At 61.9% G+C, this 22,643-nt stretch carries 25 protein-coding genes and 2 pseudogenes; 14 read left to right on the top strand and 13 right to left on the bottom strand.

Features of this window, described 5'->3' with window-relative positions; genetic code table 11:
- Nucleotides 1-82 precede the first annotated feature (82 nt).
- The 3 genes from ISN39_RS09345 (at nt 83) to ISN39_RS09335 (ending at nt 1,772) form a co-directional block, all read left to right on the top strand.
- Nucleotides 83-589 carry a thermonuclease family protein gene (locus tag ISN39_RS09345; RefSeq protein ID WP_194730139.1) on the top strand — a complete coding sequence of 169 codons (507 nt, stop codon included), beginning with the start codon at nt 83-85 and terminating at the stop codon, nt 587-589.
- Nucleotides 586-1,215 (top strand): uracil-DNA glycosylase family protein, encoded by a 630-nt coding sequence (locus ISN39_RS09340; protein ID WP_194730138.1) that lies wholly within the window; start codon nt 586-588, stop codon nt 1,213-1,215. Before ISN39_RS09345 ends, ISN39_RS09340 begins: the two co-directional genes overlap by 4 nt.
- Nucleotides 1,216-1,283: 68 nt before the next feature.
- A complete protein-coding gene (locus ISN39_RS09335; RefSeq protein ID WP_074061474.1) occupies nt 1,284-1,772 on the top strand; it encodes an Lrp/AsnC family transcriptional regulator in 489 nt (162 codons plus the stop codon).
- A 271-nt stretch (nt 1,773-2,043) separates the two neighbouring features.
- Here the strand turns inward: ISN39_RS09335 and ISN39_RS09330 are convergent, their stop codons facing one another.
- Together ISN39_RS09330 and ISN39_RS09325 are read right to left on the bottom strand one after the other, a co-directional pair.
- Nucleotides 2,044-2,727, bottom strand: coding sequence for a DNA alkylation repair protein (locus ISN39_RS09330; protein WP_194729860.1), 684 nt, complete (start codon nt 2,725-2,727; stop codon nt 2,044-2,046).
- On the bottom strand, nt 2,724-3,593 hold the full coding sequence (locus ISN39_RS09325) for an NAD(P)-dependent oxidoreductase (protein ID WP_074068499.1): 870 nt from the start codon (nt 3,591-3,593) through the stop codon (nt 2,724-2,726). The genes ISN39_RS09330 and ISN39_RS09325 overlap by 4 nt, the downstream gene beginning before the upstream one ends.
- Nucleotides 3,594-3,864: 271 nt before the next feature.
- Between ISN39_RS09325 and ISN39_RS09320 the strand changes: the two genes are divergently transcribed.
- From ISN39_RS09320 to ISN39_RS09305, 4 genes are read left to right on the top strand one after another with little or no spacing between them, the layout of a single operon-like run.
- Nucleotides 3,865-4,830: an aliphatic sulfonate ABC transporter substrate-binding protein gene (locus ISN39_RS09320; RefSeq protein ID WP_194729859.1), complete on the top strand. Its 966-nt coding sequence runs from the start codon at nt 3,865-3,867 to the stop codon at nt 4,828-4,830.
- A gap of 36 nt (nt 4,831-4,866) precedes the next feature.
- On the top strand, nt 4,867-6,042 hold the full coding sequence (gene ssuD, locus ISN39_RS09315; RefSeq protein WP_194729858.1) for an FMNH2-dependent alkanesulfonate monooxygenase: 1,176 nt from the start codon (nt 4,867-4,869) through the stop codon (nt 6,040-6,042).
- A gap of 25 nt (nt 6,043-6,067) precedes the next feature.
- Nucleotides 6,068-6,904, top strand: coding sequence for an ABC transporter permease subunit (locus tag ISN39_RS09310; RefSeq protein WP_194729857.1), 837 nt, complete (start codon nt 6,068-6,070; stop codon nt 6,902-6,904).
- 10 nt (nt 6,905-6,914) lie between these two features.
- Nucleotides 6,915-7,733, top strand: coding sequence for an ATP-binding cassette domain-containing protein (locus ISN39_RS09305; protein WP_194729856.1), 819 nt, complete (start codon nt 6,915-6,917; stop codon nt 7,731-7,733).
- Between the two features lie 16 nt (nt 7,734-7,749).
- Here ISN39_RS09305 and ISN39_RS09300 read toward each other — a convergent pair.
- The 3 genes and pseudogenes from ISN39_RS09300 to ISN39_RS09290 all read right to left on the bottom strand — a co-directional run.
- Nucleotides 7,750-8,010: pseudogene (locus tag ISN39_RS09300) on the bottom strand (metalloregulator ArsR/SmtB family transcription factor); the annotation flags it as partial.
- Between the two features lie 2 nt (nt 8,011-8,012).
- A complete protein-coding gene (locus ISN39_RS09295; RefSeq protein ID WP_194729854.1) occupies nt 8,013-8,705 on the bottom strand; it encodes a glutathione S-transferase family protein in 693 nt (230 codons plus the stop codon).
- A 185-nt stretch (nt 8,706-8,890) separates the two neighbouring features.
- Complete coding sequence (locus ISN39_RS09290; protein WP_194729853.1) at nt 8,891-9,703, bottom strand: methyltransferase; 813 nt, start codon at nt 9,701-9,703, stop codon at nt 8,891-8,893.
- A 124-nt stretch (nt 9,704-9,827) separates the two neighbouring features.
- Between ISN39_RS09290 and ISN39_RS09285 the strand changes: the two genes are divergently transcribed.
- A complete protein-coding gene (locus tag ISN39_RS09285; protein WP_074068482.1) occupies nt 9,828-10,553 on the top strand; it encodes a DUF2270 domain-containing protein in 726 nt (241 codons plus the stop codon).
- A gap of 5 nt (nt 10,554-10,558) precedes the next feature.
- Here the strand turns inward: ISN39_RS09285 and ISN39_RS09280 are convergent, their stop codons facing one another.
- The 4 genes from ISN39_RS09280 to ISN39_RS09265 all read right to left on the bottom strand — a co-directional run bounded on the left by ISN39_RS09280 (nt 10,559) and on the right by ISN39_RS09265 (nt 13,500).
- On the bottom strand, nt 10,559-10,825 hold the full coding sequence (locus ISN39_RS09280) for an usg protein (protein WP_039845088.1): 267 nt from the start codon (nt 10,823-10,825) through the stop codon (nt 10,559-10,561).
- Nucleotides 10,826-10,982: 157 nt separating this feature from the next.
- Nucleotides 10,983-11,813, bottom strand: coding sequence for an ABC transporter permease (locus tag ISN39_RS09275; RefSeq protein WP_194729852.1), 831 nt, complete (start codon nt 11,811-11,813; stop codon nt 10,983-10,985).
- Nucleotides 11,810-12,613: an ABC transporter permease gene (locus ISN39_RS09270; RefSeq protein ID WP_194729851.1), complete on the bottom strand. Its 804-nt coding sequence runs from the start codon at nt 12,611-12,613 to the stop codon at nt 11,810-11,812. Before ISN39_RS09270 ends, ISN39_RS09275 begins: the two co-directional genes overlap by 4 nt.
- A gap of 113 nt (nt 12,614-12,726) precedes the next feature.
- Nucleotides 12,727-13,500: an ABC transporter substrate-binding protein gene (locus ISN39_RS09265; protein ID WP_074068473.1), complete on the bottom strand. Its 774-nt coding sequence runs from the start codon at nt 13,498-13,500 to the stop codon at nt 12,727-12,729.
- Between the two features lie 324 nt (nt 13,501-13,824).
- On the opposite strand from ISN39_RS09265, the gene ISN39_RS09260 reads away from it, so the two are divergent.
- Entirely contained in the window at nt 13,825-15,951 is a 2,127-nt protein-coding gene (locus tag ISN39_RS09260; protein WP_194729850.1) for an OmpA family protein, read from the top strand.
- 48 nt (nt 15,952-15,999) lie between these two features.
- Here the strand turns inward: ISN39_RS09260 and mobB are convergent, their stop codons facing one another.
- The 3 genes from mobB to ISN39_RS09245 are packed head-to-tail and all read right to left on the bottom strand — an operon-like array spanning nt 16,000 to nt 18,064.
- On the bottom strand, nt 16,000-16,521 hold the full coding sequence (gene mobB / locus ISN39_RS09255) for a molybdopterin-guanine dinucleotide biosynthesis protein B (RefSeq protein WP_194729849.1): 522 nt from the start codon (nt 16,519-16,521) through the stop codon (nt 16,000-16,002).
- Nucleotides 16,518-17,147 carry a molybdenum cofactor guanylyltransferase MobA gene (gene mobA, locus ISN39_RS09250; RefSeq protein ID WP_194729848.1) on the bottom strand — a complete coding sequence of 210 codons (630 nt, stop codon included), beginning with the start codon at nt 17,145-17,147 and terminating at the stop codon, nt 16,518-16,520. Before mobA ends, mobB begins: the two co-directional genes overlap by 4 nt.
- 8 nt (nt 17,148-17,155) lie before the next feature.
- The gene (locus ISN39_RS09245) at nt 17,156-18,064 is read right to left on the bottom strand and encodes a DMT family transporter (RefSeq protein WP_194729847.1); all 909 of its coding nucleotides are present in this window, start codon (nt 18,062-18,064) and stop codon (nt 17,156-17,158) included.
- A 483-nt stretch (nt 18,065-18,547) separates the two neighbouring features.
- Between ISN39_RS09245 and ISN39_RS09240 the strand changes: the two are divergent.
- From ISN39_RS09240 to ISN39_RS09230, 3 genes and pseudogenes are all read left to right on the top strand, one after another.
- A pseudogene (locus ISN39_RS09240) lies at nt 18,548-19,320 on the top strand (SDR family oxidoreductase).
- Between the two features lie 80 nt (nt 19,321-19,400).
- On the top strand, nt 19,401-19,607 hold the full coding sequence (locus ISN39_RS09235; RefSeq protein WP_194729846.1) for a CsbD family protein: 207 nt from the start codon (nt 19,401-19,403) through the stop codon (nt 19,605-19,607).
- Between the two features lie 50 nt (nt 19,608-19,657).
- Nucleotides 19,658-19,849, top strand: a complete 192-nt coding sequence (locus tag ISN39_RS09230) for a hypothetical protein (RefSeq protein WP_074068461.1) — start codon at nt 19,658-19,660, stop codon at nt 19,847-19,849.
- 19 nt (nt 19,850-19,868) lie between these two features.
- Here ISN39_RS09230 and moaA read toward each other — a convergent pair whose 3' ends face one another.
- Nucleotides 19,869-20,915 (bottom strand): GTP 3',8-cyclase MoaA, encoded by a 1,047-nt coding sequence (moaA, locus tag ISN39_RS09225; protein ID WP_074068458.1) that lies wholly within the window; start codon nt 20,913-20,915, stop codon nt 19,869-19,871.
- 133 nt (nt 20,916-21,048) lie between these two features.
- On the opposite strand from moaA, the gene ISN39_RS09220 reads away from it, so the two are divergent.
- Both ISN39_RS09220 and ISN39_RS09215 read left to right on the top strand, forming a co-directional pair.
- Nucleotides 21,049-21,423, top strand: a complete 375-nt coding sequence (locus tag ISN39_RS09220) for a DUF971 domain-containing protein (protein WP_194729845.1) — start codon at nt 21,049-21,051, stop codon at nt 21,421-21,423.
- 27 nt (nt 21,424-21,450) lie between these two features.
- Nucleotides 21,451-22,641, top strand: a complete 1,191-nt coding sequence (locus ISN39_RS09215) for a low temperature requirement protein A (RefSeq protein ID WP_194729844.1) — start codon at nt 21,451-21,453, stop codon at nt 22,639-22,641.
- Nucleotides 22,642-22,643: the final 2 nt, after the last annotated feature.

Below are 22,643 nucleotides of genomic sequence, written 5' to 3'. Positions count from 1 at the left end.
TTGCCAACGGTTTGTTTTTCAAGGAGGCGAAAGCGTGGCGCGTGGTTTCGAAACGATACGCGACGGTGTCACAGCTTTCGCAATGCTCGCGCTGATCTGGCTGATCGCCGCAAAGCTCAACGACAAGCCCGATACCGTTCACGCCGGCCAATTTCATGCGGCAGACGGCGACAGCCTGACGATCGGTGCCGAACGCATGCGGCTGAAGGGCATCGATGCGCCGGAGCTCAACCAGATCTGCGAGCGCGGCGGAAGGCGCTGGGCCTGCGGCCGGGAGGCAAAAGAGACATTGCAGGGTCTGGTGGCTGGCCGGGATACCCGATGCGGCGGCGCCGAACGGGACCAGTATGACCGGCTGCTCGTCGTCTGCCGGAGCGGCGGCATCGATCTCAACGGAGAGATGGTGGCGAGAGGCATGGCCGTCTCTTATGGGAACTACGAGCGGGAAGAGGAGTGGGCGCGGGCGGAAAGGGCAGGTCTCTGGGCGGGGACATTCGAGCGGCCGCGCGACGTGCGCGACCATGAGCACAGGCAATCGGGATTCGAGGATGCGAGGCGGCTTGTCCGGCAGGTGAGGGGATGGCAGTGACGGGCGAAGCGGCGCTTGCCGCGCTGCACAGCGAAATTGCGCACTGTCGCATCTGCCGCGATCGGCCACTGCGGGCCGACGATCGGCTTCCGCACGAGCCGCGGCCGGTCGTCGTGATGTCGTCCACCGCGCGCATCCTGATTGCCGGCCAGGCGCCAGGCCTTAGGGTGCATGAAAGCGGCATTCCCTTCAACGATGCCTCCGGCGACCGTCTGCGCGACTGGCTGCGGGTGGAGCGCGAGACATTCTACGATGCAAAGCGGTTCGCGATCGTGCCGATGGGCTTCTGTTTTCCGGGCTACGACGCCAAGGGCAGCGACCTGCCGCCGAGACGGGAATGCGCGCCGCTCTGGCGCCAGAGGGTGATCGATCGGATGCCGCAGATCGAGCTTGTGCTCACTGTGGGGCAATATGCCCAGGCATGGCATATGAGCGGATTGCGCAAGCCGAACATGACCGAAACGGTGAAGGCGTGGCGCGAGACGCTGTTTTCAAACCGCAGTCCGGCGGTCTTGCCGCTGCCGCATCCGAGTTGGCGCAACAGCGGCTGGCTGAAGCGCAATCCCTGGTTCGACGAGGAACTGCTTCCGGTGCTGCGGAACAGAGTAAAATTGCTCATATCCTGAAACAAAATTCTTTTCTGGCGCCGGAATCGCGTTATATAGAGAAAATAATTCGAAAAGGGCTTTCGCATATGGACCGTCTCGACCGCAAGATACTGCGTCTTTTGCAAGAAGATTCGACTTTGGCAGTTGCCGATCTCGCCAAGAAGGTGGGGCTTTCGACAACGCCGTGCTGGCGCCGTATCCAGAAGATGGAAGAGGACGGCGTGATCAAGCGCCGCGTCGCCATCCTCGACCCCGAGAAGGTCAACACGAAGGTCACGGTTTTCGTCTCGATCCGCACGGCGACGCATTCGATCGAGTGGCTGAGGCGTTTTTCCGAAGTCGTCTCGGACTTTCCCGAAGTGGTCGAATTCTACCGCATGAGCGGCGACGTCGATTACCTGCTGCGCGTGGTCGTGCCGGATATCGCCGCCTACGACGCCTTCTACAAGCGGCTGATCGCCAAGATCGAGATCCGCGACGTTTCCTCGGCTTTCGCCATGGAGCAGATCAAGTATTCGACGCAGCTGCCGCTTGATTACATGGTCCTGGACAATGCGAAGTCCAGCGAGGATTGAGGTCTAGCCATTGTGCGGGAGGAGCAAGGTTGGCACGTGCCGCCTATTATCGCGGCTATCGCGGTCAAGTAACCGCACCGGCAACGTTGCTGTTTTGTGCTGTCATTGCCCCGCCTCATGCCTGTGCTCGTCACAGACCAGTGCGCCCAAGTCCTTGGGCGCGGAAGGCCCTTAAACGTCGCATCAGTCATTCACGGCGCAGACACGATGCTGCAAATAGCGAACGTCGCATCTGCCGTTGCATTCCCTCATGCTCGCACTCGCCGGGCTCCTAGGTCCATCGCCCCATTACCTTCTCATTGGTCAACGCCCTGACGGCGTCCTTGCCGATCCAGCGGGCGATCTTGTCGGGGCTTGCGGCAAGGCGTTCGGCGAGGGCCAGAGCCGGGGCGTGGCAGTCGCGGCTGCGCTTGCCGATGTTGCGCAGCGCCCAGTTGACGGCTTTGCGCACGAAGTTGCGCGGGTCGCCGGAATGCGCCTCGATCAAGGGGAGCCAGGCGAGGAGAGTTTCGTCCGGGTCCTGCTTGCGGTGGACAGCAGCGCCGGCGATCATGGCGAAGGCGGTGCGGCGGACGAATTCGCGATCGTCGGCGGCAAATTGCAAAATCACGTCATCGAGCCTCGCCTCGACGAAGAGGTCTGCGGCGCAATCGACGATTTCCCAGGAGTTGAAATCCTTTACCCAGCGGCAGGCTTCGGCGGGCGTGAGCTTCTTCGGCTCGGCTGTGTAGAGCGCCAGCATGCGTGCCTCGCGGATATCGCTTTGCCAAAGCTCCTGCGCGCGGGCGTGGTCCTTCTTCGCAAGGCGGGCGATTTTCTGGAGATCGGGATTGGAGATGCCGAGCGCGCTACCGGTGACGATGCCGAAGCGGATCATGCCGGCAATGTTCTCCTCCGAGCGCAGCGTCTGCAGATGCGCGATCAGCTCGGCTGCGCTTGCGGAGGGGCCGATCATTTTTCCAGACGCGCGAGCAGGGAGGACGTATCCCAGCGGTTGCCGCCGATCGCCTGGACGTCGCCGTAGAACTGGTCGACGAGGGCAGTGAGGGGCAGTTTCGCGCCGTTGGCGCGTGCTTCGGTGAGCACAATGGAGAGATCCTTGCGCATCCAGTCGACGGCGAAACCGAAATCGTATTTACCTTGGCTCATGGTCTTGTGGCGATTTTCCATCTGCCAGGAGCCGGCAGCACCCTTGGAGATGACGTCGATAACCTTCTCGATGTCGAGGCCGGCACGCTTGCCGAAATGGATGCCTTCGGCGAGACCCTGAACGATGCCGGCGATGCAGATCTGGTTGATCATCTTGGTGAGCTGGCCGGAACCGGCAGGACCCATGAGGCCGACCATGCGGGCATAGGCGTCGATGACCGGCCTTGCCTTTTCGAAGACGGCTTCATCGCCGCCGCACATGACGGTGAGCACGCCGTTTTCCGCACCTGCCTGGCCGCCGGAAACCGGCGCGTCAATGAAATCGCTGCCTTTTGCCTTGGCGGCTTCATAAAGCTCGCGGGCGACTTCGGCGCTGGCGGTGGTGTTGTCGATGAGCACGGCGCCCTTCTTCATGCCTTCCAAAACGCCGCCCCTGCCGGTGGTGACCGAACGCAGGTCGTCATCATTGCCGACGCAGGTGAAGACGAAATCGGCATCTGCTGTAGCTTCGGCAGGCGTCGCGGCGGATTTGCCGCCGAACTTGGCGGCCCAGTCCGCAGCCTTGGATGCCGTGCGGTTATAGACCGTGACGTCGTGGCCGCCCTTCGTCTTCAAGTGACCTGCCATGGGGAAGCCCATGACGCCGAGACCGATGAACGCGACTTTTGCCATATGCCAGATCCTTCTCCTGAATTCGGGGCATGATTAGCCGAAAGTGCCGCGGCAGGAAAGCCAAAGTAACGCCGGTCCGGTTTGCCTGCGAAATTCCTCGGCGGCGTGTTTTGGAATAATATTTCGCAAAACGGGGACATTCCGGTCAGGAAAATTGCCGGGGCGGCAAAACTTACAAATAAAATTGTCGATATAATATATAGACATTATCATTATCGAGTCATCGCAACGACCGGCAGATCAATGCTGCCGCGAAGGAAAGGGGATTGCCATGATTTCTCGACGCCAGACGCTCGGACTTTTCGGTGCTGCTGCGGCGGCTGCCGTTCTGCCGGCCATCAAACCCGCACGCGCTGCAGCCACCGAATTCCGGATCGGCTGGCAGAAGAACGGCGTGCTGGCGCTCGCCAAGCGCCGCGGGGCGCTGGAGAGCCGGCTTGCCGATCGCGGCATTTCGGTCAGCTGGTCAGAATTCACCTCCGGCCCGCCGCTGCTCGAAGCGCTTGGTGCCGGTGCGCTCGATTTCGGCGCGACAGGCGACGTGCCGCCGCTCTTTGCGCAGGCTGCAGGCGGCCATCTCTATTATGTCGGCACCTATCGTGGCAGCCCGGCGGGCTCGGCGATCCTCGTGCGCAAGGATTCTCCGATCAAGACCCTCGAAGACCTGAAGGGAAAGAAGATTGCGTTTAAGCGCGGGTCGAGCGCGCATAACGTTACGGTAAAAGTCTTACGCAAGGCGGGGTTGACGATCGATGATGTCCAGCCGCTGGACCTTGCGCCGCCGGATGCGGCCCCTGCCTTCAAGAACGGCAGCATCGATGCCTGGTCGATCTGGGACCCTTATCTTGCAATCGCCGAGGCCGATCCGGAGACCCGTATCCTGACGACGGCCGAGGGCATCGTTCCCTCATACAGCTACTTCCTCGCCAATCAGGAATTCACCGATGCCAACGCTCAGGTGATCGTCGACGTGATCGATGAACTCGGCAAGGCCGGTAAGTCGGCGCAGGGCAAGCTCGACGATACGGTCAAGGAGCTCTCCGAAATCACCGGCGTGCCGGCTGAGGTGACCCGCGTGACGCTGTCGCGGCCGGGCGCCGATCTAGGCGCCGTGACGACTATCACCGACGACGCGGCGGCCTACCAGCAGGCGCTTGCCGATGAATTCTACAAGCTCGGCATCGTGCCGAAGCAGTTGACCACCGGCGATATCGTTTGGCGGCCGAAGGCGAGCTGATTTCTGTTTCCGGTTTTCAAAGGAGATTTCCGACCCATGAGCGCTTCATCCAAGCCTATCGATTTCCTGTGGTTCATCCCGACCTCCGGCGACGGGGCCTATCTCGGCTCCGGCGAGCTGACCCGCGCTCCGGATATCGGCTACATGACGCAGATCGCGCAGGCCGCCGACCGGCTCGGCTATTCCGGCGTGCTTTTGCCGACGGGCGTCGCCTGCGAGGAGTCCTTCGTGACGGCCGCAGCCCTTTCGGCCAAGACCGAGAAGTTGAGGTTCCTCGTCGCGATTCGTCCAGGCACCGCGTCGCCGGCCTATTATGCGCGGCTGACAACGACGCTCGACCGCATCTCGGACGGCCGCGTGCTGCTCAACATCGTCGTCGGCGGCAGCCCGGGCGAGCTTGCCGGAGACGGCATCCATCTGGAGCATGACGAGCGCTATGCGCATGCCGAGGAGTTCTTCACCGTCTGGGAAGAGCTGCTGGAAAAGGGTGTCGCGAGCTTCGACGGCAAATATATCAAGGCAACCAATGCGCAGCTCGGCTTTCCGTCCGTCCAGACCCCGCGACCGCCGCTCTATTTCGGCGGCTCGTCGGATGCCGGGATCGATTTCTCGGTGGGCCGCGTCGACAAGTATCTAACCTGGGGCGAGCCGCCCGCACAGGTCGGCGAAAAGATCGAGCGCGTGCGCACCGCCGCGGCCAAGAAAGGCCGTGACGTGAGCTTCGGCATCCGCCTGCATTTCATCGTCCGCGAAACGGATGAAGAAGCATGGGCGGCGGCCGACCGGCTGATCTCCAAGCTCGACGATGCGACGATCGAGGAAGCGCAGCAGCGTTTCGCCAAGGGGTCCGACTCCGTCGGCCAGGCGCGCATGGCGGCCCTTCACGGGGGTCGCCGGGACAAGCTGGAGGTCTCGCCGAACCTCTGGGCCGGCGTCGGCCTTGTGCGCGCCGGTGCCGGGACAGCACTGGTCGGCTCGCCGAAGACGGTCGCCGCACGGCTTCGCGAATACCAGGACCTCGGCATCGAGACGGTGATCGGCTCGGGCTATCCGCATCTGGAAGAGGCCTACCGTGTCGCCGAACTGCTGTTTCCCGAACTGGGACTCGAGCGCCAGGAGCAGCGCCACGGCCTCAAGAGCGATTTCGGCCGTCACCGTGTCTTCGGCGGCGGCAGCCATGGCGGCAACCTGAAGGTCGTTTCCGGCTCCTGATTTCAAAGCACGCAAGGAGATAAGCATGTCGGTTTTCGAAACGCCGTTCACGCGAGCGATCGCCGGGCAGGAGAGCCGCAAGGTGCGCTCTCGATTTTCGCTTCCGAGCCGCGAAGCGCTGCTGCCCTATCTGGTACCGCTCGTAATCATTCTCGCCTGGCAGGCGGCGTCTTCGGCAGGGCTTATCTCCTCGCGTGTCATGCCGTCACCGGCGGATGTGGCTGTCGCCTTCTGGTCGACCACGCTATCCGGGCAGTTGCCGCATGACGTTCTCGTCAGTGCGTGCCGGGCTTTCGCGGGGCTCATCGTCGGCGGGTCGATCGGCTTCCTGCTCGGCATTGCAAACGGCGTTTCGAAGATTTCCGAGCAGCTGACGGATACGACATTGCAGATGCTGCGCACCATTCCGCATCTGGCGATGATCCCGCTTGTCATTCTCTGGTTCGGGATCGGCGAGGAATCGAAGCTTTTCCTCACGTCGCTCGGCGTGCTTTTCCCGGTCTATCTCAATACCTATCACGGCGTGCGCAACGTCGACCGCGACCTGATCGAGATGGGCAGGGTCTACGGCATGGGCGGCTGGACGCTGTTTCGCAAGGTGATCTTTCCGGGCGCGCTGCCCTCGATCTTCGTCGGGCTGCGCTATGCGCTCGGTATCATGTGGCTGACGCTGATCGTTTCGGAATCGATCGCCGCGTCTTCCGGCATCGGCCACATGGCGAACAATGCCCGCGAGTTCATGATGACGGATGTCGTGGTGCTGGCGCTGGTGATCTATGCCGTGCTCGGCAAGCTGGCGGATGTCGTGGCGCGGGCGCTGGAGCGGCGGGCGCTGACCTGGAACCCGGTCTATCAGAAATAGGAGAGACGCAATGACCGTCATCACGCATGAGCGCTTCCAGGGGGCTACTGAGCCGGAATACGAGACGGAAGCGGCCGTTGCGCAAGCCGGTGCCGCTTCGATCACGCTGACGGGCCTTGAGAAGAGTTTCAGCGGCAACCGGGTTTTGCGCGGCATCAGCCTGCACATTCCGGCGGGCCAGTTCGTCGCGGTGATCGGCAAGAGCGGTTGCGGCAAGAGCACGCTGCTTCGGATCCTCATGGGGCTCGATCGGCCGACGGCCGGTGAGTTGCGCTTCGAAAATACCGCCGGTGCCGAGGGCCAGCCGAACGCGCGCATCGTCTTCCAGGAGCCGCGCCTGCTGCCGTGGCTGAGCGTGGCGGAGAATGTAGCCGTCGGGCTCGGCGACAATGTGGAGACGCGGTTGGCACTGGCGGAAGCGGCGGCGGTGCTCTTCGAAGTGCAGCTTGCCGAAAAGGCGTCAGAATGGCCGTCACGGCTTTCCGGCGGCCAGCGGCAGCGCGTGGCGCTGGCCCGGGCGCTGGTGAGCAAGCCCGGCGTGCTGGCGCTTGACGAACCGCTCGGGGCATTGGATGCGCTGACGCGCATCAGCATGCAGGAACTCCTCAATCGCGTCTGGCGCGAACTCGGCTTCACCGCCGTACTGGTGACGCATGACGTCAGCGAGGCGGTGCATCTGGCCGACCGGGTGATCGTCCTCGATGAGGGGCGGATCGCGCTCGATCTGGCGATCCCTTATCCGCATCCGCGCAGGCACGGCAATGCCGAACTCGCCGAACTGGAGGGCAAGCTGCTTTCGGCGATCCTCGGCAAGGACGCGGCGCGTTAGATTAGCTTTGTCGATTTCGCTCGGAAATCCAGCGATCGAGATGGCCAAGCGCGTCCTGCTGCAGGCGGTAGGTGCGGACGCGGCCGGCCTTTTCGGACTGAACGAGGCCGCTCGATTCCAGCACGCTCAGATGCTTCATCACTGTCGGCAGCGTCATGGAGAGAGGCTTTGCCAGCTCCATGACGGAGGCAGGGCCGCGGCCGAGGCGATCGACCATGCCGCGGCGGCTGCGGTCGGACAAAGCGTGAAACATCCGGTCGAGGGTGGCAGGTTCCATGATCAGTCGGTGGGCATTTCGCTGCGGATGCGCTCGGGGAGCTGGTGACTGTACGGGTAGAACTTGAAGTAGGGCAATGCCTCCTTCAGCACCCGCGCAAAGGACGGCCGCTCGAGCAGGCGTTCGTAATAGGCGCGGAGCTTCGGCTGGTCGTCGCCGAAGGGAACGAGCGTTTCGGCATAGAAGAGGGCTGGTGCCGCAGCGCAATCGGCCATCGTGAAGCTGTCGCCGGTGATCCACTGGTTGCTGCCGAGCTGCTGCTCGATCATGCCGTAGGCCGTTGCATGCGTGCCGCGTGCCTCTTGCACGCCATGCGGATCCTTGCCGCCGTCCGGCCGGAGGGTATCGGTGACGATCTTCTGCATCGGCGTCTGCACATAGAGATCGAAGAAGCGGTCCCAGAGGCGGACGCGAAGCGCCCGGTCGATATCGTCCGGCAACAGGCGGATAGGGCCGGGGTAATGTCGGTCGAGATATTCGATGATGATGCTCGTCTCGGGGATCGTGCTGTCCAGCGCCTCGTCGCGCAGGACCGGCATCTTGCCGACCGGCCAAAAGCGGAACAGATCGGCGCTCGACGTTTCATCGGCCAGATCGACGGTGCGGTTTTCGAAAGGCGTGCCGTTCTCGTAAAGCGCGATCAACACCTTGTGGCAGAAGGAGGCGAGGGGATGTCCGTAAAGAACCAGCGACATGGATCGAGCCTTCAGTGATCGGAAAGTTTACTGAATGGCTAAGTATCAGGTTGCTGCGCGGGCCGCAAGGGATGGTTTCCTGATTGGGTAAGTGTCCGATGCAGCGCGATCCGTTATTTCTTATGTCGCGTCAGGGAGGCTAGATGCTCATAAGCGAAGGCAGTTAGCTTGAAGGATCGTGCGCCTCAGCCGGCCAACCGCGCGATCACCAGATGTCCCGGACTGGGCTGACCTTCCTGCATTCGGACGTTGATTTCGCACATCTCCACGAGGTCGAAGCCGGTCGCTATCAGGCGGTCGCGGATATAGGCTTCGGCGTGCAGGAAGCGCTGGTGCGGGCCGACGGCGTAAAGGCGGCCGTCGGTTGGCGGGAGCGTCTCGGAGGAGAAGATGAAGAGGCCCCCGGGCGTCAGGTTTTCGGCGACGCCGAAGAAGAGCGGCTCCAGGGCGCCGAGATAGGGCAGCACGTCGGTCGCGGTGATGAGGTCGAAGGCGTCTTCGTCGTTGTCGTCTAGGAAGTCCTCGACCTCGGCCACGAAGAGCGTCTCGTAGATTTCCTTCTCATGGGCGATCTCGACCATGTTTTCGGAAATATCGATGCCCGTCATCTCCTCGCAGAGGTCGCGCAGCGTGCCGCCCGTGAGCCCCGTGCCGCAGCCGAGGTCGAGCAGGCGCTTGAAGCGATCGAGCTTCAGCTCCTGCAGGCGCTGGCGCACCAGCATGGGGACGTGGTAGCTGAGCTGCTCGACAAGCACGTCCTCGAAAACTTCGGCATGCTGGTCGAAAAGGGTTTCGACATAGGCATCCGGCGCCCTGACCGGCGTTTCGCCGCGGCCCATCGAGGCGATGCGGACGGCCGCGCCGCCGTGGTCTTCGGGGTCGATTGCCAGCACCTCCTCATAGGCCTTCACGGCAGCGTCGATGTCACCGGCCTTTTCGAGGGCAAGGGCGCGGTTATAGGCTTCCGCAAGCGCTTCCTCGTCGATCTTCTTTGCCATTGCCGTCACCACCTTTTTAAGTTCAGGCAAGCCTCTAAGGCGGCTTGCCGCCTTTTGCAATGGCGGCCTTGGAGGCGCAGAATGCGAAATGGAGATGTCAATAAGAAGGAAAGGGAGGAATGCCATGACGACGGACATCAGCAAGCCCGGCCTTGACGAGAGCGCCCGGAAGGAGGCAACGCCGCCACTGCCGCTGACGCCGGTCGAAATCACCAATACGCTCGCGCACTATTATCGCGGCGAACTCGGACGCATGACGAGTTGGCGGGATCGCATCGACCGGACGTCGAACTGGGCGATCACGGTGGTCGCAGCATTGCTCTCCCTCTCGCTGTCGACGCCGACCGCGCATCATGGCGTGCTTCTCTTCGGAATAATGCTGATCTCGCTGCTCTTGCTCATCGAGGCGAGGCGCTACCGGTTCTTCGATATCTACCGGGCCCGGGTCCGGCAGGTCGAAAAAAACTATTTCGCGCAGATCCTGTCGCCGGAGGCGAATTCCGCGCGCGATTGGGGTCCAGTGGTCGCAAGGAGCCTGCGCAAGCCGACGTTCCTGCTGACCTATGCGGATGCCGTCCAGCGGCGGCTGCGGCGCAACTACAGCTGGATGTATCTCATCATGCTGCTTGCCTGGGCGCTGAAAATCACGACGCCGAAACTGCAGACCGAGGGCAGCGCGCTGGCACAGGCACATTCCTGGACCTATGTGATCGACAATGCCGTGCTCGGACCGCTTCCGGGGCTCGTGGTGATTGCCCTCGTGGTGGCCTTCTATCTCGCCATCCTCTACGGCGTGTTACGCCGGGAACCCGACAAAGGCGAGTTCATTCATGGCGAGGCGCATGTCTAGCGGCCTCAATGCAGAATGAACTCGCCTTTCAGGGCGCGCCATTCCGTTGCCGAAATCAGCTTGCGGTGGATGTAGCGCACCGAATGCAGCGGGCCGTCCAGTTTTTCCTGCCAGAACTTCAGAAAGCCGCGCATTTCGGGAAAATCCGGAGCAAGATCGTATTCCTGCCAGATGTAGGTCTGGAGGATCGCCGGGTGATCCGGCAGGTGGTAGAGGATGTGGGCGGTGGTCAGCCCGTATCCCTGAAGCTGCTTTTCGAAATCCTTGTTCATCTCAGCCTCGGTTTCGTTCCCATGTCACGTTTGTGAACATTATATGAAATGGAAACATGCGTCGGTTAACGAAAGCTTGACAGATGTGGGAGGAAAAGGCTATTTGTTTTTGATTTCAATGGCTTGGCAGCACTCATATGGGAGTGCTACCAAGCGGTCAGCGCTTTAGATGCCGTGTCAGGCGGCGCTCGATCCAGTTCCAGAAATGCCGGAGCGCTTCGACCATCGAAAGATAGAAGATCGCCGCCCAGAGATAGGTCTGGTAATCGAAGGTGCGCGAGAAGGCGTAGCGGGTTTCGCCCATCAGATCGAGAACGGTGATGATGGCGACCACGGCAGAGCCCTTGATCAGCAGGATGATTTCATTGCCGTAGGGGCGCAGCGCCACGATGAGCGCCTGCGGCAGAACGATCTTGCGGAAGGCGACGGCCTTGTGAATGCCGAGCGCTGACGCTGCCTCGTGCTGGCCGCTCGGCACGCTTTCGATGGCGCCACGTAGGATTTCGGCCTGATAGGCAGCGGTATTGATCGTCATCGAGAAGAGACCGCAATACCAGGCGTCGCGGAAGAACCACCAGAGGCCGGCGGCTTCGAGCTGCGCGCGGAAGCCGCCGAGGCCGTAGTAGATCAGAAAGAGCTGTGCCAAGAGCGGCGTGCCGCGGAAGACGTAGACGTAGCAATAGGCAAGCGTGCTGATGATCCTGTTCTTCGACATGCGCGCGAAGGCGAGCGGCAGGGAAAGTGCTGCGCCGAAGATGACGGAGATCGTCACCAGGATGATCGTCGTCATCAGTCCGTGCAGGTAGCGCGGACCGTAGCGCGTGAACTTGTCCACGTCCCAGCCGGCGATCACCATGTAGATCAGGCTTGCGGCAAGCAGCGCCCAAAGGAGGACGAGGAACGAGCCGACGACGCGCATGCCCGTTATCGGCTTGACGATTTCCTTCGGCGCCGGCTGCGGCGGGATGAGGGTTTGCGCATAGCTCATCGGCGAGCCCCAGAGCGCTTCGCCCAGCGTTCGATATAGCTGAGGCCGATCGACGAGATGATCGCAAGCGCGAGATAGAGGCCGCAGGCGATGATGTAGAAGAAGAAAGCCTGCTTGGTGACGCGGACGGCGACGCCGGTCTGGCGCAGGATGTCGGCAAGGCCGATGATCGAGACGTAGGAGGTGTCCTTGAGCAGGATCATCCACAGGTTCGTGAGGCCGGGCAGGGCGATGCGGATCAACTGCGGCAGCACGATCAGTCCGAGCGTGCGGCCGTGATGAAGGCCGAGCGCATAGCCGGCTTCGTACTGGCCCCTCGGAATGGCACGGAAGGCCGACAGCAGCACTTCCGCGCAATAGGCGGAAAAGACCACCGAGAGCGCGATCATGCCGGCGACAAAGGCATTGATCTCCACCCGCTGCTCGTAGCCGAAGGAGGTGAGCACCGACTGGATCAGGATCTGCAGGCCGTAATAGATGATGAAGAGCGTCAGGAGCTCGGGCAGGCCGCGGAAAATCGTGGTGTAGATGCCCGACGCAAGGCGCACCGACCTTTCTTCCGATTGCTGGCCAAGCGCGACAAAGAAGCCGATGATGAGGCCGACGGGAAGCGTCAAAAGCGCCACGGTGACTGTAGTCTTCAGGCCGAGCGCGATTTCGTCGCCCCAGCCCGCATCGCCACAGGCGAGGATGGTCGATTGCCCGAACCAGGTGAAAACGCCGGCAGGTCCGCAGAGCGGATCAAAGATATATCCTATCCAGGCCCAGAACGAGCCCGGCGCGGAAAACAATCCGCCCATGCCAACTTTCCCCTCACGGCTTATGCCGTTTTGATCTTTCCATGGTTGTCAAACAAAAATGGCGGAAGAGCAAGCCTTCCGCCACCATCTTTGCCGGTCAGTTACAAGTTTTCCTATTCGCCGTAAACGTCGAAGTCGAAGTACTTGTCCTGAATTTCTTTGTACTTGCCGTTGGCGCGGATCGCTGCGATTGCGGTGTTCAGCTTGTCCTTGAGCGGGTCGCCCTGGCGCACGGCGATGCCGGCGCCCTCGCCGTTGATTTCCTTGTCGACGGGAAGCGTCGTCAGGATCTTGCAGCAGGCGCCGGCTTCCGACTTGACCCATTCGGAGAGAACGACGACGTCGTCGATGGCGGCGTCGATACGGCCGCTCGAGATGTCGAGCTTATACTCGTCGGCGGTCGGATAGAGCTTGAGCTCCGTGTCGGCAAGGTGCTTTTCGGCGTAGTTGGCGTGCGTCGTCGAGGTCTGTGCGCCGATCGTCTTGCCTTTCAGGCCGGCGACGTCGGTGATCGTCGAGTCCTTCGGCACGGCGACGGCCGGCGGCGTGTTGTAGTACTTGTTGGTGAAGTCGACGAGCTTCAGACGCTCCGGCGTGATCGACATCGACGAAACGATCATATCGTACTTCTTGGCCTGCAGCGCCGGAATGATGCCGTCCCAGTCGGCGCTGACGAAGGTGCATTCGGCCTTCATTTCAGCGCAGAGCGCCTTGGCGATGTCGATGTCGAAGCCCTTGATCTCGCCGCTGGCGTCAACGAATTCGAAGGGCGGGTAGGTCGAGTCGGTGCCGATCACGTACTTCTCGCCGTCGGCCATTGCCGAACCTGCGAAAAGCGACAGCGCTGCGAGTGAAGCGGCTGCGAGAAAGCGGGTGGAGATACGCATGAGGATCCTCTCTGTTGGTTGGCCGCTGCGTCTTCTTCTTATCCGCCAGCGACCGGAAAGCGGCGGGCACGGGGCACCGCCTTGGCGCGATAATCAAACCTTTTTTTTGCAAATTGCAACTGGAATCGCAGCGGAATGGTGCGGCGCAAACTGTGGCAAAGATGAACGGCACCGAACCGCAGCATTCATACCGGGTTAATGACGGGCTTCCTAAAACAGGGGGAACAAATCCGGATTTGGTCGATTTCGATCCTGAGTCCGCCCACAAACGTCGGGACGCCCTGCGGGTGTTCCAAAAGGCTCAACAAGAAGACGAGGAACCCCATGGGAATGAAATCAAGATTGTTTGCCAGCGCCGCTTTCCCGCTGCTTTCGCTGTCGCTGGCTATGTCGCCGGCCCATGCAGCGACCGCAGTTGGTGGAAGTGCGCTGCGGCCCATACCGCAGGTGATTAGCGGCAGCTACGAGGTCGCGCAGGATGCTGCGCCTTCGGATGAAGAGCTTCTGAAGAAGAGACGCAAGCGGCCTGCCGAGGAGCAGCAGCCTGAGGCAGAACCCCAGCAGGAGGCGCCGCAGGCCGAACAGGAAGCGCCGCGCCGCAAGCAGCGCAAGGCAGAACCCGAACCCGAGCAGGCCCCGGAAGCACAGCAGGCTCAGCCAAGCGAGGAGCAGCCCCGACGCAAGAAGCGTCAAGCCGCGCCGGAACAGGCCGCGCCCGAGCCACAGCAGGAGCAGGTAGCGCCTGAGGCTGCGCCGGAACAGCAGCCCGCGCAGAATCGCGAGCGGCCGCGCCGCAAGCAGCGCGAACAGCAGCCTGCACAGCAGGAAACAGCGCCCCAGCAGGGTGAAGCCCTGCCGCAGGCCGACGAGCCGCAACAGCAGACGGAAGAGGCGCAGCCCGAGCAGCAGCGTCCGCGCAAGCGGCAGCAGCAAGCAACCGAAGGTGAGCAGCAGCCCGCGGTAAAACCCGGCCGCAAGCCCGTGAAAGAAGCTCAGCCCGAGCAGCAGCCGGCCGAAGATAAGGCAGCCGTTCCGCAGGAATCACCGGCGCCCGAGAAGGCTCCTGTGCCCGCCGAATCTCCGGCACCCAAAAAGCCGCCGGTTCCCGCAGAGCCGGGCGAGGCGCAGAAGCCTGCCGAAGGTGGCGAACAGCCGCTACAACAGCAGGGCGAGCAGGTGCCCGTCCAACCCGCAGCGCCGACTGGCGAACAGCCGACCGGTGATGCGCAGCCGACAGAACAGGCAATTCCTGCTCCTGAGAAGGTGACGCCGGAAGAGCTCGATCGCCGCAAGCAGATCGCCGAGGATCCGAGCAAGAGCAACGAGACCGTTGTCCTGCCGGTCGAAAACGGTGCCGCCGTGCTCGACAGCGACAAGGATGCCGACCGGGCTGCCGGTCGGGGCGGTCGGCGTGAACGTGATCGCCTGCGCGCTGCAGAGCAGCAGGTCATCGCCGCCCCGAAATCCGATGCCGATGCGCAGCTCGCGCCGGAAGGCCAACGCCGTCCTCCGGTCAAGTTTGAGGCGGTGACGAGCGAAGAGGGCCGCAGGCTTGACCGCAGGCCAGAGTTCATGAGCCCGGAAGGTGCGCGCGTCGAACGTTACGAGGGTGACGACAACCGCACCATCATACAGTACAACAACCGGATCGTGGTGCGCAGCGATGACGACCGCCGCTTCCTCAGGGACGGCGAACGGCCGCTCTACGAGCAGCTTTCGCGGGACCGTTACCGCGAGACGATCGAGCGCCCGGAAGGCTATCGCATCGTGACCATCCGCAACCGCTATGGTGATATCATCCAGCGCTCGCGCATCGACAGCGGCGGCCGCGAATACGTTCTCTACTATTCGCCGGAACTCTACGATGATCCGGACCGCGGCTACTTCGAGGATCCGGGCGCTGATTTGCCGCCGATGCGGCTGGGGATCCCGGTGCGCGACTACATCATCGACACAAGCAGCAATCCCGATCGCGATTACTACGAGTTCCTGAGCGAGCCGCCCGTGGAACCCGTCGAGCGCGTCTATTCGCTGAACGAGGTGAAGTATTCGGCCCGTATCCGCGACAAAGTCCGTCGCATCGACCTCGATACGATCACCTTCGCGACGGGTAGCGCCGAGATCCCGATGAGCCAGGCCCAGAGCCTGCGCAAGGTTGCGGATGCGATGAACGAGGTGCTTCAAAAGGATCAGAGCGAGACCTTCCTGATCGAAGGCCATACGGATGCGGTCGGCTCCGACCAGAGCAATCTCGTCCTTTCGGACCAGCGTGCCGAATCGGTCGCCAACGTGCTGACGGACGTCTATGGCATTCCGCCGGAAAACCTTGCGACGCAGGGTTATGGCGAGCGCTATCTGAAGGTCAATATGGATGGTCCGGAACAGGAAAACCGCCGCGTGACCATTCGCCGCGTCACGGCTCTGGTGCGCCCGGTCGCGTCGAACCAGTAAGGTCATCAGCTCGAGGAGAAAATGCCGTCGCTAGCGCGGCGGCTTTTTCTATTTGCAAGTCGGAGAAAGCCCGATCGTGGCGGCGATGAAATCGGCGATCTTTGTCGTGTCGTCGAGATTGAAGACCGGCAGATCCGTGTCCGTGATGGGATGGTCGGCGGCGATGGCGCAGATATGCGGATCGGTCGGCGCCAGCAGATCGCGCCTGGCCGCTTCCAGGCGGCGGGCTTCGATCTTCGGGATCGGTTCGCGCTTGTAGCCTTCGATCAGTACCAGGTCGCAGGGAGCGAGGCGTGCGAGGATTTCCTCGAAGGCCGGTTCGGGGGCGCCGCGCAACTCATGCATGATGGCATAGCGGGTGCCGGAGACGATCGTCACCTCATGCGCGCCGGCCTGCCGGTGGCGGTAGCTGTCGGCGCCGACCTTGTCGATATCGAAATCGTGGTGGGCGTGCTTGATCGTCGAGATGCGGTAGCCGCGGCGGGTAAACTCCTCGACGAGACGTACGGCAAGGCCCGTCTTGCCCGAATTCTTCCAGCCGGCGATTCCGAATATGCGTGGTCCGGTCATGACAGCACCTGCAGCCAGCGCTCGGCTTCCACCAAGTCGTCGGGCGTGTTGATGTTGAAGAAAGGGTCGAGCAGGCTGGCGCGCGTCGGATGCAGTGGGAAGGCAACTTCCGTTACGTTATGCCGTAACAGGAAGTCGCGCACGCGCCGCTTTTCGTCCGCTTCGATCCAGCCGGCGAGTTCGTCCCCCAGCGAAACCGGCCAAAGGCCGAAGACGGGATGAGGGCGACCTTCGGAGACGGCGATCGCGATCTTTGCCGGGGAATCGATTACGGCGGCGAAATTTGCGACGAGCTCTGCCGGGAAGAAGGGACTGTCGATCGAAACGGTCACGACATGGCTGACGCCCGGAAGCGTGGCCGCATGCGCCATTGCGGCATGGATGCCGGCCATCGGTCCCGCTTTGCCGGGGACGATATCCGGAATGAAGCGCAGGCCGCATTGCGGCTCGCTGTCGGCATTCACCGCAATTGTAGAGACCTGCGGGGCCAGCCGCGCGATGGCATGATCGAGCAGTGAGCGGCCGCCGAGCATGACGGAGGCTTTGTCCTGCCCCATGCGCGTCGAGCGGCCGCCGGCAAGGATGACGCCGGGAATATTGGTGTTCTGCAGGGAAAAATCGGCCATGGCGGTTCTCAGACGGGGCTTCTGGGCTCGGATTCCTGCGCCATCGGCGGCACGCGGCGTTTGGCCTCGCGATAGAAAGTATAAAGGCCGGACGCGATGACAACCGCAGCCCCGCACAGCGTCCAGAAATCGGGCACCTCGGCGAAGAAGAAGACGCCGAGAAGTGCGGAGAAGATCAGGCTCGTATAGCGGAAGGGCGCGACGAAGGAGACTTCGCCGGTGCGCATTGCGAGGATGACGCATTGATAGCCGATCAGCACCAGGACGGAAGCGAGCAGCAGGTGCGAAAGCGAAGTGAGGCTGACGGGCTGCCAGCCGCCGAGCGCCGGCATGAGGAGCGCGCCGAAGAAGGCGACCGACATCGCGGTGACGACGGTCACCATTAGCGAGGGGATTTCGGGATCGATGGAGCGGGTTGCAAGATCGCGCCCCGCCGTCACCAGGACGCTGGCGACGCAGAGGAGGGCTGCGGGTGTGAAGCCTTCGGGACCGGGACGGATGATGATCATGACGCCGAGGAGGCCCACCAGGATTGCCGACCAGCGCCGCCAGCCGACTGGCTCGCGGAAAAAGAGTGCTGCTCCGAAGGTCACGACGAGCGGCAGGGATTGCAGGATGGCCGAGGCATTGGCGATCGGCATCATGCCCAGCGCCGTGATGTAGAAGACCGCGGCAAGCACTTCGCAGATGACGCGCAGGATGATAATCGGCTTCAGCACGATGCGCCAGGAGCGGAGCGCCCCTAGATGTCGGGCGATCAGATAGACGAGAATGCTGGTGAAGATGCCACGGATAAAAATGATTTCGCCAGCGTTCATATAGCTGATGACCGACTTGGAGAGGGCGTCGCTAGAGGAAAAGCCGGCCATGGCCAAGCTCATGAAGATTGCGCCCTGGGTATTGCGAGACCGCGGCATGAAAAGAGATTCCCGATTTTCGTGCCGTCCTTTTAGAGGGGATCGCGCATCAAGGGAATCGAATGAAAGTCACATCCAAAATAAATCGATTGCGCGGTGCACAATAAGCGGCGCCGCTACCGAGTTTGGTGGCCGCGGCTTTGCTCAAGCCACGGTTTTCAAAGGCAAATCCTTTCGTTGCAGTGGCGTGTTGGAATAGTGGCCACGCCATCGCCGCCGCATTGTCGCGAAAGTCCTTCTATTCGACATGCTTTCGGACATGATCGAGCAGTTCCGGACGTGTGTGCCGGAGAGCGAGGTGATCTCTGGCTGGGGACGCGGCGGGGCCGCCTGATAAGATCGCCACCGGCAGAATTGGAATCCGCCCTCGACCGTCCGTGTTTTTTTGTTTTCTTCAAGCAGCGCAGGAAACGGGTGGCTGCAGCCGCACGGTTTTGCGATCTGAGTGCCGAACTTGATCTTCAGCAATGAACGGAGTCCGGCATGAACAGCCTGAATGGAAAGATCGCAATCGTCAGTGGCGCCAGCGCCGGTATCGGCCGCGCCGCGGCCAAACTCTTTGCCGCCGAGGGCGCGAAACTCGTCGTCACAGCACGGCGTGAGGCAGCATTGGGAATGCTCGACGAGGAGATCGAGGCAGACGGCGGGGAGGCGGTTGCCGTTGCAGGCGAGATACGCGACGAGGAACTGCATCGATCGCTCGTGGAAACGGCGTCAAGGCGTTTCGGGGGGCTCGACATCGCCTTCAATAATGCGGGCGGCACCGGCACCTATGGCTCGCTTGCCGATATCTCGCTCGGCGATTGGCGCGATACCGTCGACCTCAACCTGACAAGCGGATTTCTTGCCGCCAAGCATCAGGCGCCGGCGATGACTGAGCGCGGCGGCGGATCGATCATCTTTACCTCGACCTTTGTCGGCCATACGGTGGGCATGCCCGGCATGGGCGCTTATGCGGCGGCGAAGGCGCGGGGCTGATGGGGCTCGTGCAGGTGCTGGCGGTTGAATTGGGGCCGAAGAATGTGCGCGTGAACGCACTGCTTCCGGGCGGCGTCGACACACAGGCAAATCCGATCAACTTCCCGGACGCCACGCCGGAGACGATCGCCTTCGTCAAAGGCTTGCACGCGCTAAAGCGGGTCGCCCAGCCGGAAGAGATCGCCAAGGTGGCACTTTTCCTGGGCTCGGATATGGCGAGCTTCGTCACCGGTTCGACAATGCTCGCCGACGGCGGCGCTTCGATCAATCGCACATAACGTCCCCCCGTTCAAAAAATTTGAACAAATCCGGGCTGTTGGCGTTTTCCATTCATGTCCAAGTAACGAGGAGAAGGAAGATGGATTGGAATCGTGTCGAAGGGAACTGGAAGCAGATGAAGGGTAAGATCAAGGAACAGTGGGGCAAGCTCACTGACGATGATCTCGACCAGATTGCGGGCCGCCGCGAGCAGCTTGAAGGCAAGCTTCAGGAGCGCTACGGCCTTGCCAAGGATCGCATCCATCGCGAGGTCGACGACTGGTATGAGCGCCAGACCTGGCATTGAGCATGAGCCCGGCTCTCGCCGGGCTTCCTCCAGAAAAAAGAAGACACATCATGCCGGAAGATGTTCCAAATTCCACTGAACCGCCGCGTGGTCCCACACCGACACCGGACGCGCCCGATCGCGTTCAGGAAAAGCCGCCGTTAAAACCGGCTCACGACCCCTCGGACGACAAGAATCCCAACGATCCGTCGCCCCTCGATCCGGCACTGTTGCCGATCGGCGATCCCGCCGGCGCTGCTTGACGCACTCAAGTGGAACCGCTCACCCGCCGGTGACACTCATGTGGCGGGAGACCGCCGGGCGGTTGTGGGTGCGGTCGATGATGAAGTCGTGGCCTTTCGGCTTGCGGGTGATCGCTTCGTCGATCGCGGCGTAGACCAGGCCGTCGTCGTCCGTGGCGCGCAGTGCAGAGCGGAGATCGGCGGCATCGTTCTGGCCGAGGCACATATAGAGCGTGCCGGTGCAGGTGAGGCGGACGCGGTTGCAGCTTTCGCAGAAATTATGCGTCATCGGCGTTATAAAGCCGAGGCGGCCCGCGGTTTCGGCGACTTCGACATAGCGTGCCGGACCGCCGGTCTTGTAGCCGATATCGGTTAGCGTGAACTCACGTTCGAGATCGGCGCGAAGCTCGGAGAGCGGCAGATACTGGTCGGTTCTATCCTCGTCGATCTCGCCCATCGGCATGGTTTCGATGACGGTGAGGTCCATGCCGCGGCCATGGGCGAAACGCAGCATGTCCGGTATCTCGGCTTGGTTGAAATCCTTGAGCGCGACCGCGTTGAGCTTGATCTTCAAGCCGGCGTTCTGCGCCGCGTCGATTCCTTCCATGACCTTGGCGAAATCACCCCAGCGGGTGATCTTGCGGAACTTGTCGGGGTCGAGCGTATCAAGCGAGACGTTGATGCGGCGCACGCCGCAGTCGTAGAGCTCCTCCGCATGGCGGGCAAGCTGGGAGCCGTTGGTCGTCAGCGTCAGTTCCTCGAGGCCGGAGCCGATCCGCTTTCCGAGCTCGCGGACGAGGAACATGATGTTCTTGCGCACCAGCGGCTCGCCGCCGGTCAGCCTGATCTTGCGCACGCCCTTGGCGATGAAGGCCGAACAGAGCCGGTTCAGCTCTTCCAGCGTCAGAAGGTCCTTCTTCGGCAGGAATGTCATGTTTTCCGCCATGCAGTAGGTGCAGCGGAAATCGCAGCGGTCGGTGACGGAGACGCGCAGATAAGTGACCGCCCGTCCAAAGGGGTCGATCATCGGGGCTGCATCTGCCACTAGAGGCGATGCGCTTGCTATCGTTCCAACGTTGCTGTTCACCAATACCTCCGTCGTCATGGTAATGTGGACAGATGTGGCTGCACCGTCAAGGGAAAGGCGGGGGACGCACGGTAAATTGAGCTTGCCTCGAAATGCTCGATTGCCTACTGCTCTGTGACAATTGGAGAGAGCGATGAGCGATATCTGGCCCACTGAACTGCGTGTCTCGAAGGACCGGCAGCGTCTGACCGTGACCTTCAACGACGGCCAGAGCTTTGATCTTTCGGCCGAAATGTTACGCGTGCTTTCGCCCTCGGCAGAAGTACAGGGCCATGGGCCGGGGCAGAAGTTGACGGTTCCCGGCAAGCGCAACGTCGCAATCATCTCGATGACGCCGACCGGCAATTATGCCGTGCGCATCGGCTTCGACGACATGCACGATACGGGCCTCTTCACCTGGGTCTATCTGCGCGAGCTCGGCGAGCGTGGGGAGGAGCTTTTTGCGGAATACGAGAAGGAACTCGGCGAGAAGGGCATGAGCCGCGACGTCGCGGAAAAGCCGCGCTGAGCGATCAACAGCCATAAAGGGGGGAAAATGGCGGGAACCACAGGTAAAAGCTGGCTGCGTTCGAAGGGAAGTCCGGCCGACAGCAAGGTCAGCTTTCTCGAACTCTTCTTCGACCTGGTGTTCGTCTTTTCCATTTCACAGCTTTCCCACGCGCTGGCGGCCCACTACACGCTGCTCGGCGCAGTCGAAGCGGCGCTGATGACCTTCGCCGTCTGGTGGGTCTGGGTCTTTACCGCCTGGGTAACGAACTGGCTCGATCCGGAAAAGATGCCGGTGCGCGGCATGCTCGTTACTCTGATGCTGCTCGGACTGGTGCTTTCGGCTTCGATTCCCGAAGCTTTCGGCGACAAGGGACTGCTTTTTGCCGCTGCCTACGTGCTGATGCAGGTCGGACGGTCGTTTTTTGCGCTCTATGCGATGAAGGATGCCGGCCGCTCGAACTATCTGAACTTCATCCGCATCAGCACATGGCTTGCGGTTGCCGGCGTTTTCTGGATCGCCGGCGGTTTTCTGGAGCATGAGGGGCGGTTGATTACATGGATTATCGCGCTCCTCATCGATTATGCGGGTCCGGCCTCAGGTTTCTTCGTGCCGGGGCTGGGCAAGTCGACGGCGGCGGACTGGGATGTCTCGGGCGCCCATATGGCGGAGCGTTGCGCGCTGTTCATCATCATCTGCCTCGGCGAAGCGATCCTCGTTTCCGGCCGCACCTTTTCGGAACTGCCGTTTTCCGGTCTAACGACCGTCGTTTTCGTCACGGGCTTTGTTGGAACCGTCGCGATGTGGTGGCTCTATTTCCGGTTCGGGCATCAGCGGGCCGCACACCGGATCGAGCATGACGAGACGCCGGGCCGCCTTGCGCGGCAGGCTTTCACCTATGCTCATATTCCGATTCTCGCCGGCATCATCGTGCATGCGGTGGCCGTCGAGTTCATGTTCTCGCATCCCCACGACAGCGGCGATGTCGGCGTGATGGCTGCGATCCTCGGTGGCTCGGGGCTTTTCCTTGTTGGCAATCTCTGGTTCAAGGGCGCAACGAGCGGGCGAGCGCCGCTTTCGCATTTCGCGGGCCTTGTGCTTCTAGTCCTTTTGGCGTTCCTGGCACCGGTGCTCGAAGTCTATGTGATGGGCATTCTGGCGACGCTGGTGCTGATCGTCGTTGCCGCATGGGAATACAGATCGCTTGCCGGGCGCCCGGCCGGGCGCACGCTGCACTGATA

Origin of the sequence: Rhizobium sp. 007 (assembly GCF_015353075.1) — a bacterium.
Lineage (GTDB): Bacteria > Pseudomonadota > Alphaproteobacteria > Rhizobiales > Rhizobiaceae > Rhizobium.
Note: the sequence above shows the minus strand (reverse complement) of the source record. Positions and strands in the feature narration are given on the sequence as shown.

What these genes read in the sequence shown, in the direction of transcription:
- ISN39_RS09295 (WP_194729854.1), bottom strand. Translation starts at nt 8,705, where the DNA reads ATGTCGCTGGTTCTTTACGGACATCCCCTCGCCTCCTTCTGCCACAAG.
- ISN39_RS09290 (WP_194729853.1), bottom strand. Translation starts at nt 9,703, where the DNA reads ATGGCAAAGAAGATCGACGAGGAAGCGCTTGCGGAAGCCTATAACCGC.
- ISN39_RS09265 (WP_074068473.1), bottom strand. Translation starts at nt 13,500, where the DNA reads ATGCGTATCTCCACCCGCTTTCTCGCAGCCGCTTCACTCGCAGCGCTG.
- ISN39_RS09335 (WP_074061474.1), top strand. Translation starts at nt 1,284, where the DNA reads ATGGACCGTCTCGACCGCAAGATACTGCGTCTTTTGCAAGAAGATTCG.
- ISN39_RS09330 (WP_194729860.1), bottom strand. Translation starts at nt 2,727, where the DNA reads ATGATCGGCCCCTCCGCAAGCGCAGCCGAGCTGATCGCGCATCTGCAG.
- ISN39_RS09220 (WP_194729845.1), top strand. Translation starts at nt 21,049, where the DNA reads ATGAGCGATATCTGGCCCACTGAACTGCGTGTCTCGAAGGACCGGCAG.
- ISN39_RS09310 (WP_194729857.1), top strand. Translation starts at nt 6,068, where the DNA reads ATGTCGGTTTTCGAAACGCCGTTCACGCGAGCGATCGCCGGGCAGGAG.
- mobB (WP_194729849.1), bottom strand. Translation starts at nt 16,521, where the DNA reads ATGACCGGACCACGCATATTCGGAATCGCCGGCTGGAAGAATTCGGGC.
- ISN39_RS09260 (WP_194729850.1), top strand. Translation starts at nt 13,825, where the DNA reads ATGGGAATGAAATCAAGATTGTTTGCCAGCGCCGCTTTCCCGCTGCTT.
- ISN39_RS09235 (WP_194729846.1), top strand. Translation starts at nt 19,401, where the DNA reads ATGGATTGGAATCGTGTCGAAGGGAACTGGAAGCAGATGAAGGGTAAG.
- ISN39_RS09325 (WP_074068499.1), bottom strand. Translation starts at nt 3,593, where the DNA reads ATGGCAAAAGTCGCGTTCATCGGTCTCGGCGTCATGGGCTTCCCCATG.
- ISN39_RS09280 (WP_039845088.1), bottom strand. Translation starts at nt 10,825, where the DNA reads ATGAACAAGGATTTCGAAAAGCAGCTTCAGGGATACGGGCTGACCACC.
- ISN39_RS09320 (WP_194729859.1), top strand. Translation starts at nt 3,865, where the DNA reads ATGATTTCTCGACGCCAGACGCTCGGACTTTTCGGTGCTGCTGCGGCG.
- ssuD (WP_194729858.1), top strand. Translation starts at nt 4,867, where the DNA reads ATGAGCGCTTCATCCAAGCCTATCGATTTCCTGTGGTTCATCCCGACC.
- ISN39_RS09285 (WP_074068482.1), top strand. Translation starts at nt 9,828, where the DNA reads ATGACGACGGACATCAGCAAGCCCGGCCTTGACGAGAGCGCCCGGAAG.
- ISN39_RS09230 (WP_074068461.1), top strand. Translation starts at nt 19,658, where the DNA reads ATGCCGGAAGATGTTCCAAATTCCACTGAACCGCCGCGTGGTCCCACA.
- mobA (WP_194729848.1), bottom strand. Translation starts at nt 17,147, where the DNA reads ATGGCCGATTTTTCCCTGCAGAACACCAATATTCCCGGCGTCATCCTT.
- ISN39_RS09345 (WP_194730139.1), top strand. Translation starts at nt 83, where the DNA reads ATGCTCGCGCTGATCTGGCTGATCGCCGCAAAGCTCAACGACAAGCCC.
- ISN39_RS09275 (WP_194729852.1), bottom strand. Translation starts at nt 11,813, where the DNA reads ATGAGCTATGCGCAAACCCTCATCCCGCCGCAGCCGGCGCCGAAGGAA.
- ISN39_RS09270 (WP_194729851.1), bottom strand. Translation starts at nt 12,613, where the DNA reads ATGGGCGGATTGTTTTCCGCGCCGGGCTCGTTCTGGGCCTGGATAGGA.
- ISN39_RS09215 (WP_194729844.1), top strand. Translation starts at nt 21,451, where the DNA reads ATGGCGGGAACCACAGGTAAAAGCTGGCTGCGTTCGAAGGGAAGTCCG.
- ISN39_RS09305 (WP_194729856.1), top strand. Translation starts at nt 6,915, where the DNA reads ATGACCGTCATCACGCATGAGCGCTTCCAGGGGGCTACTGAGCCGGAA.
- ISN39_RS09245 (WP_194729847.1), bottom strand. Translation starts at nt 18,064, where the DNA reads ATGCCGCGGTCTCGCAATACCCAGGGCGCAATCTTCATGAGCTTGGCC.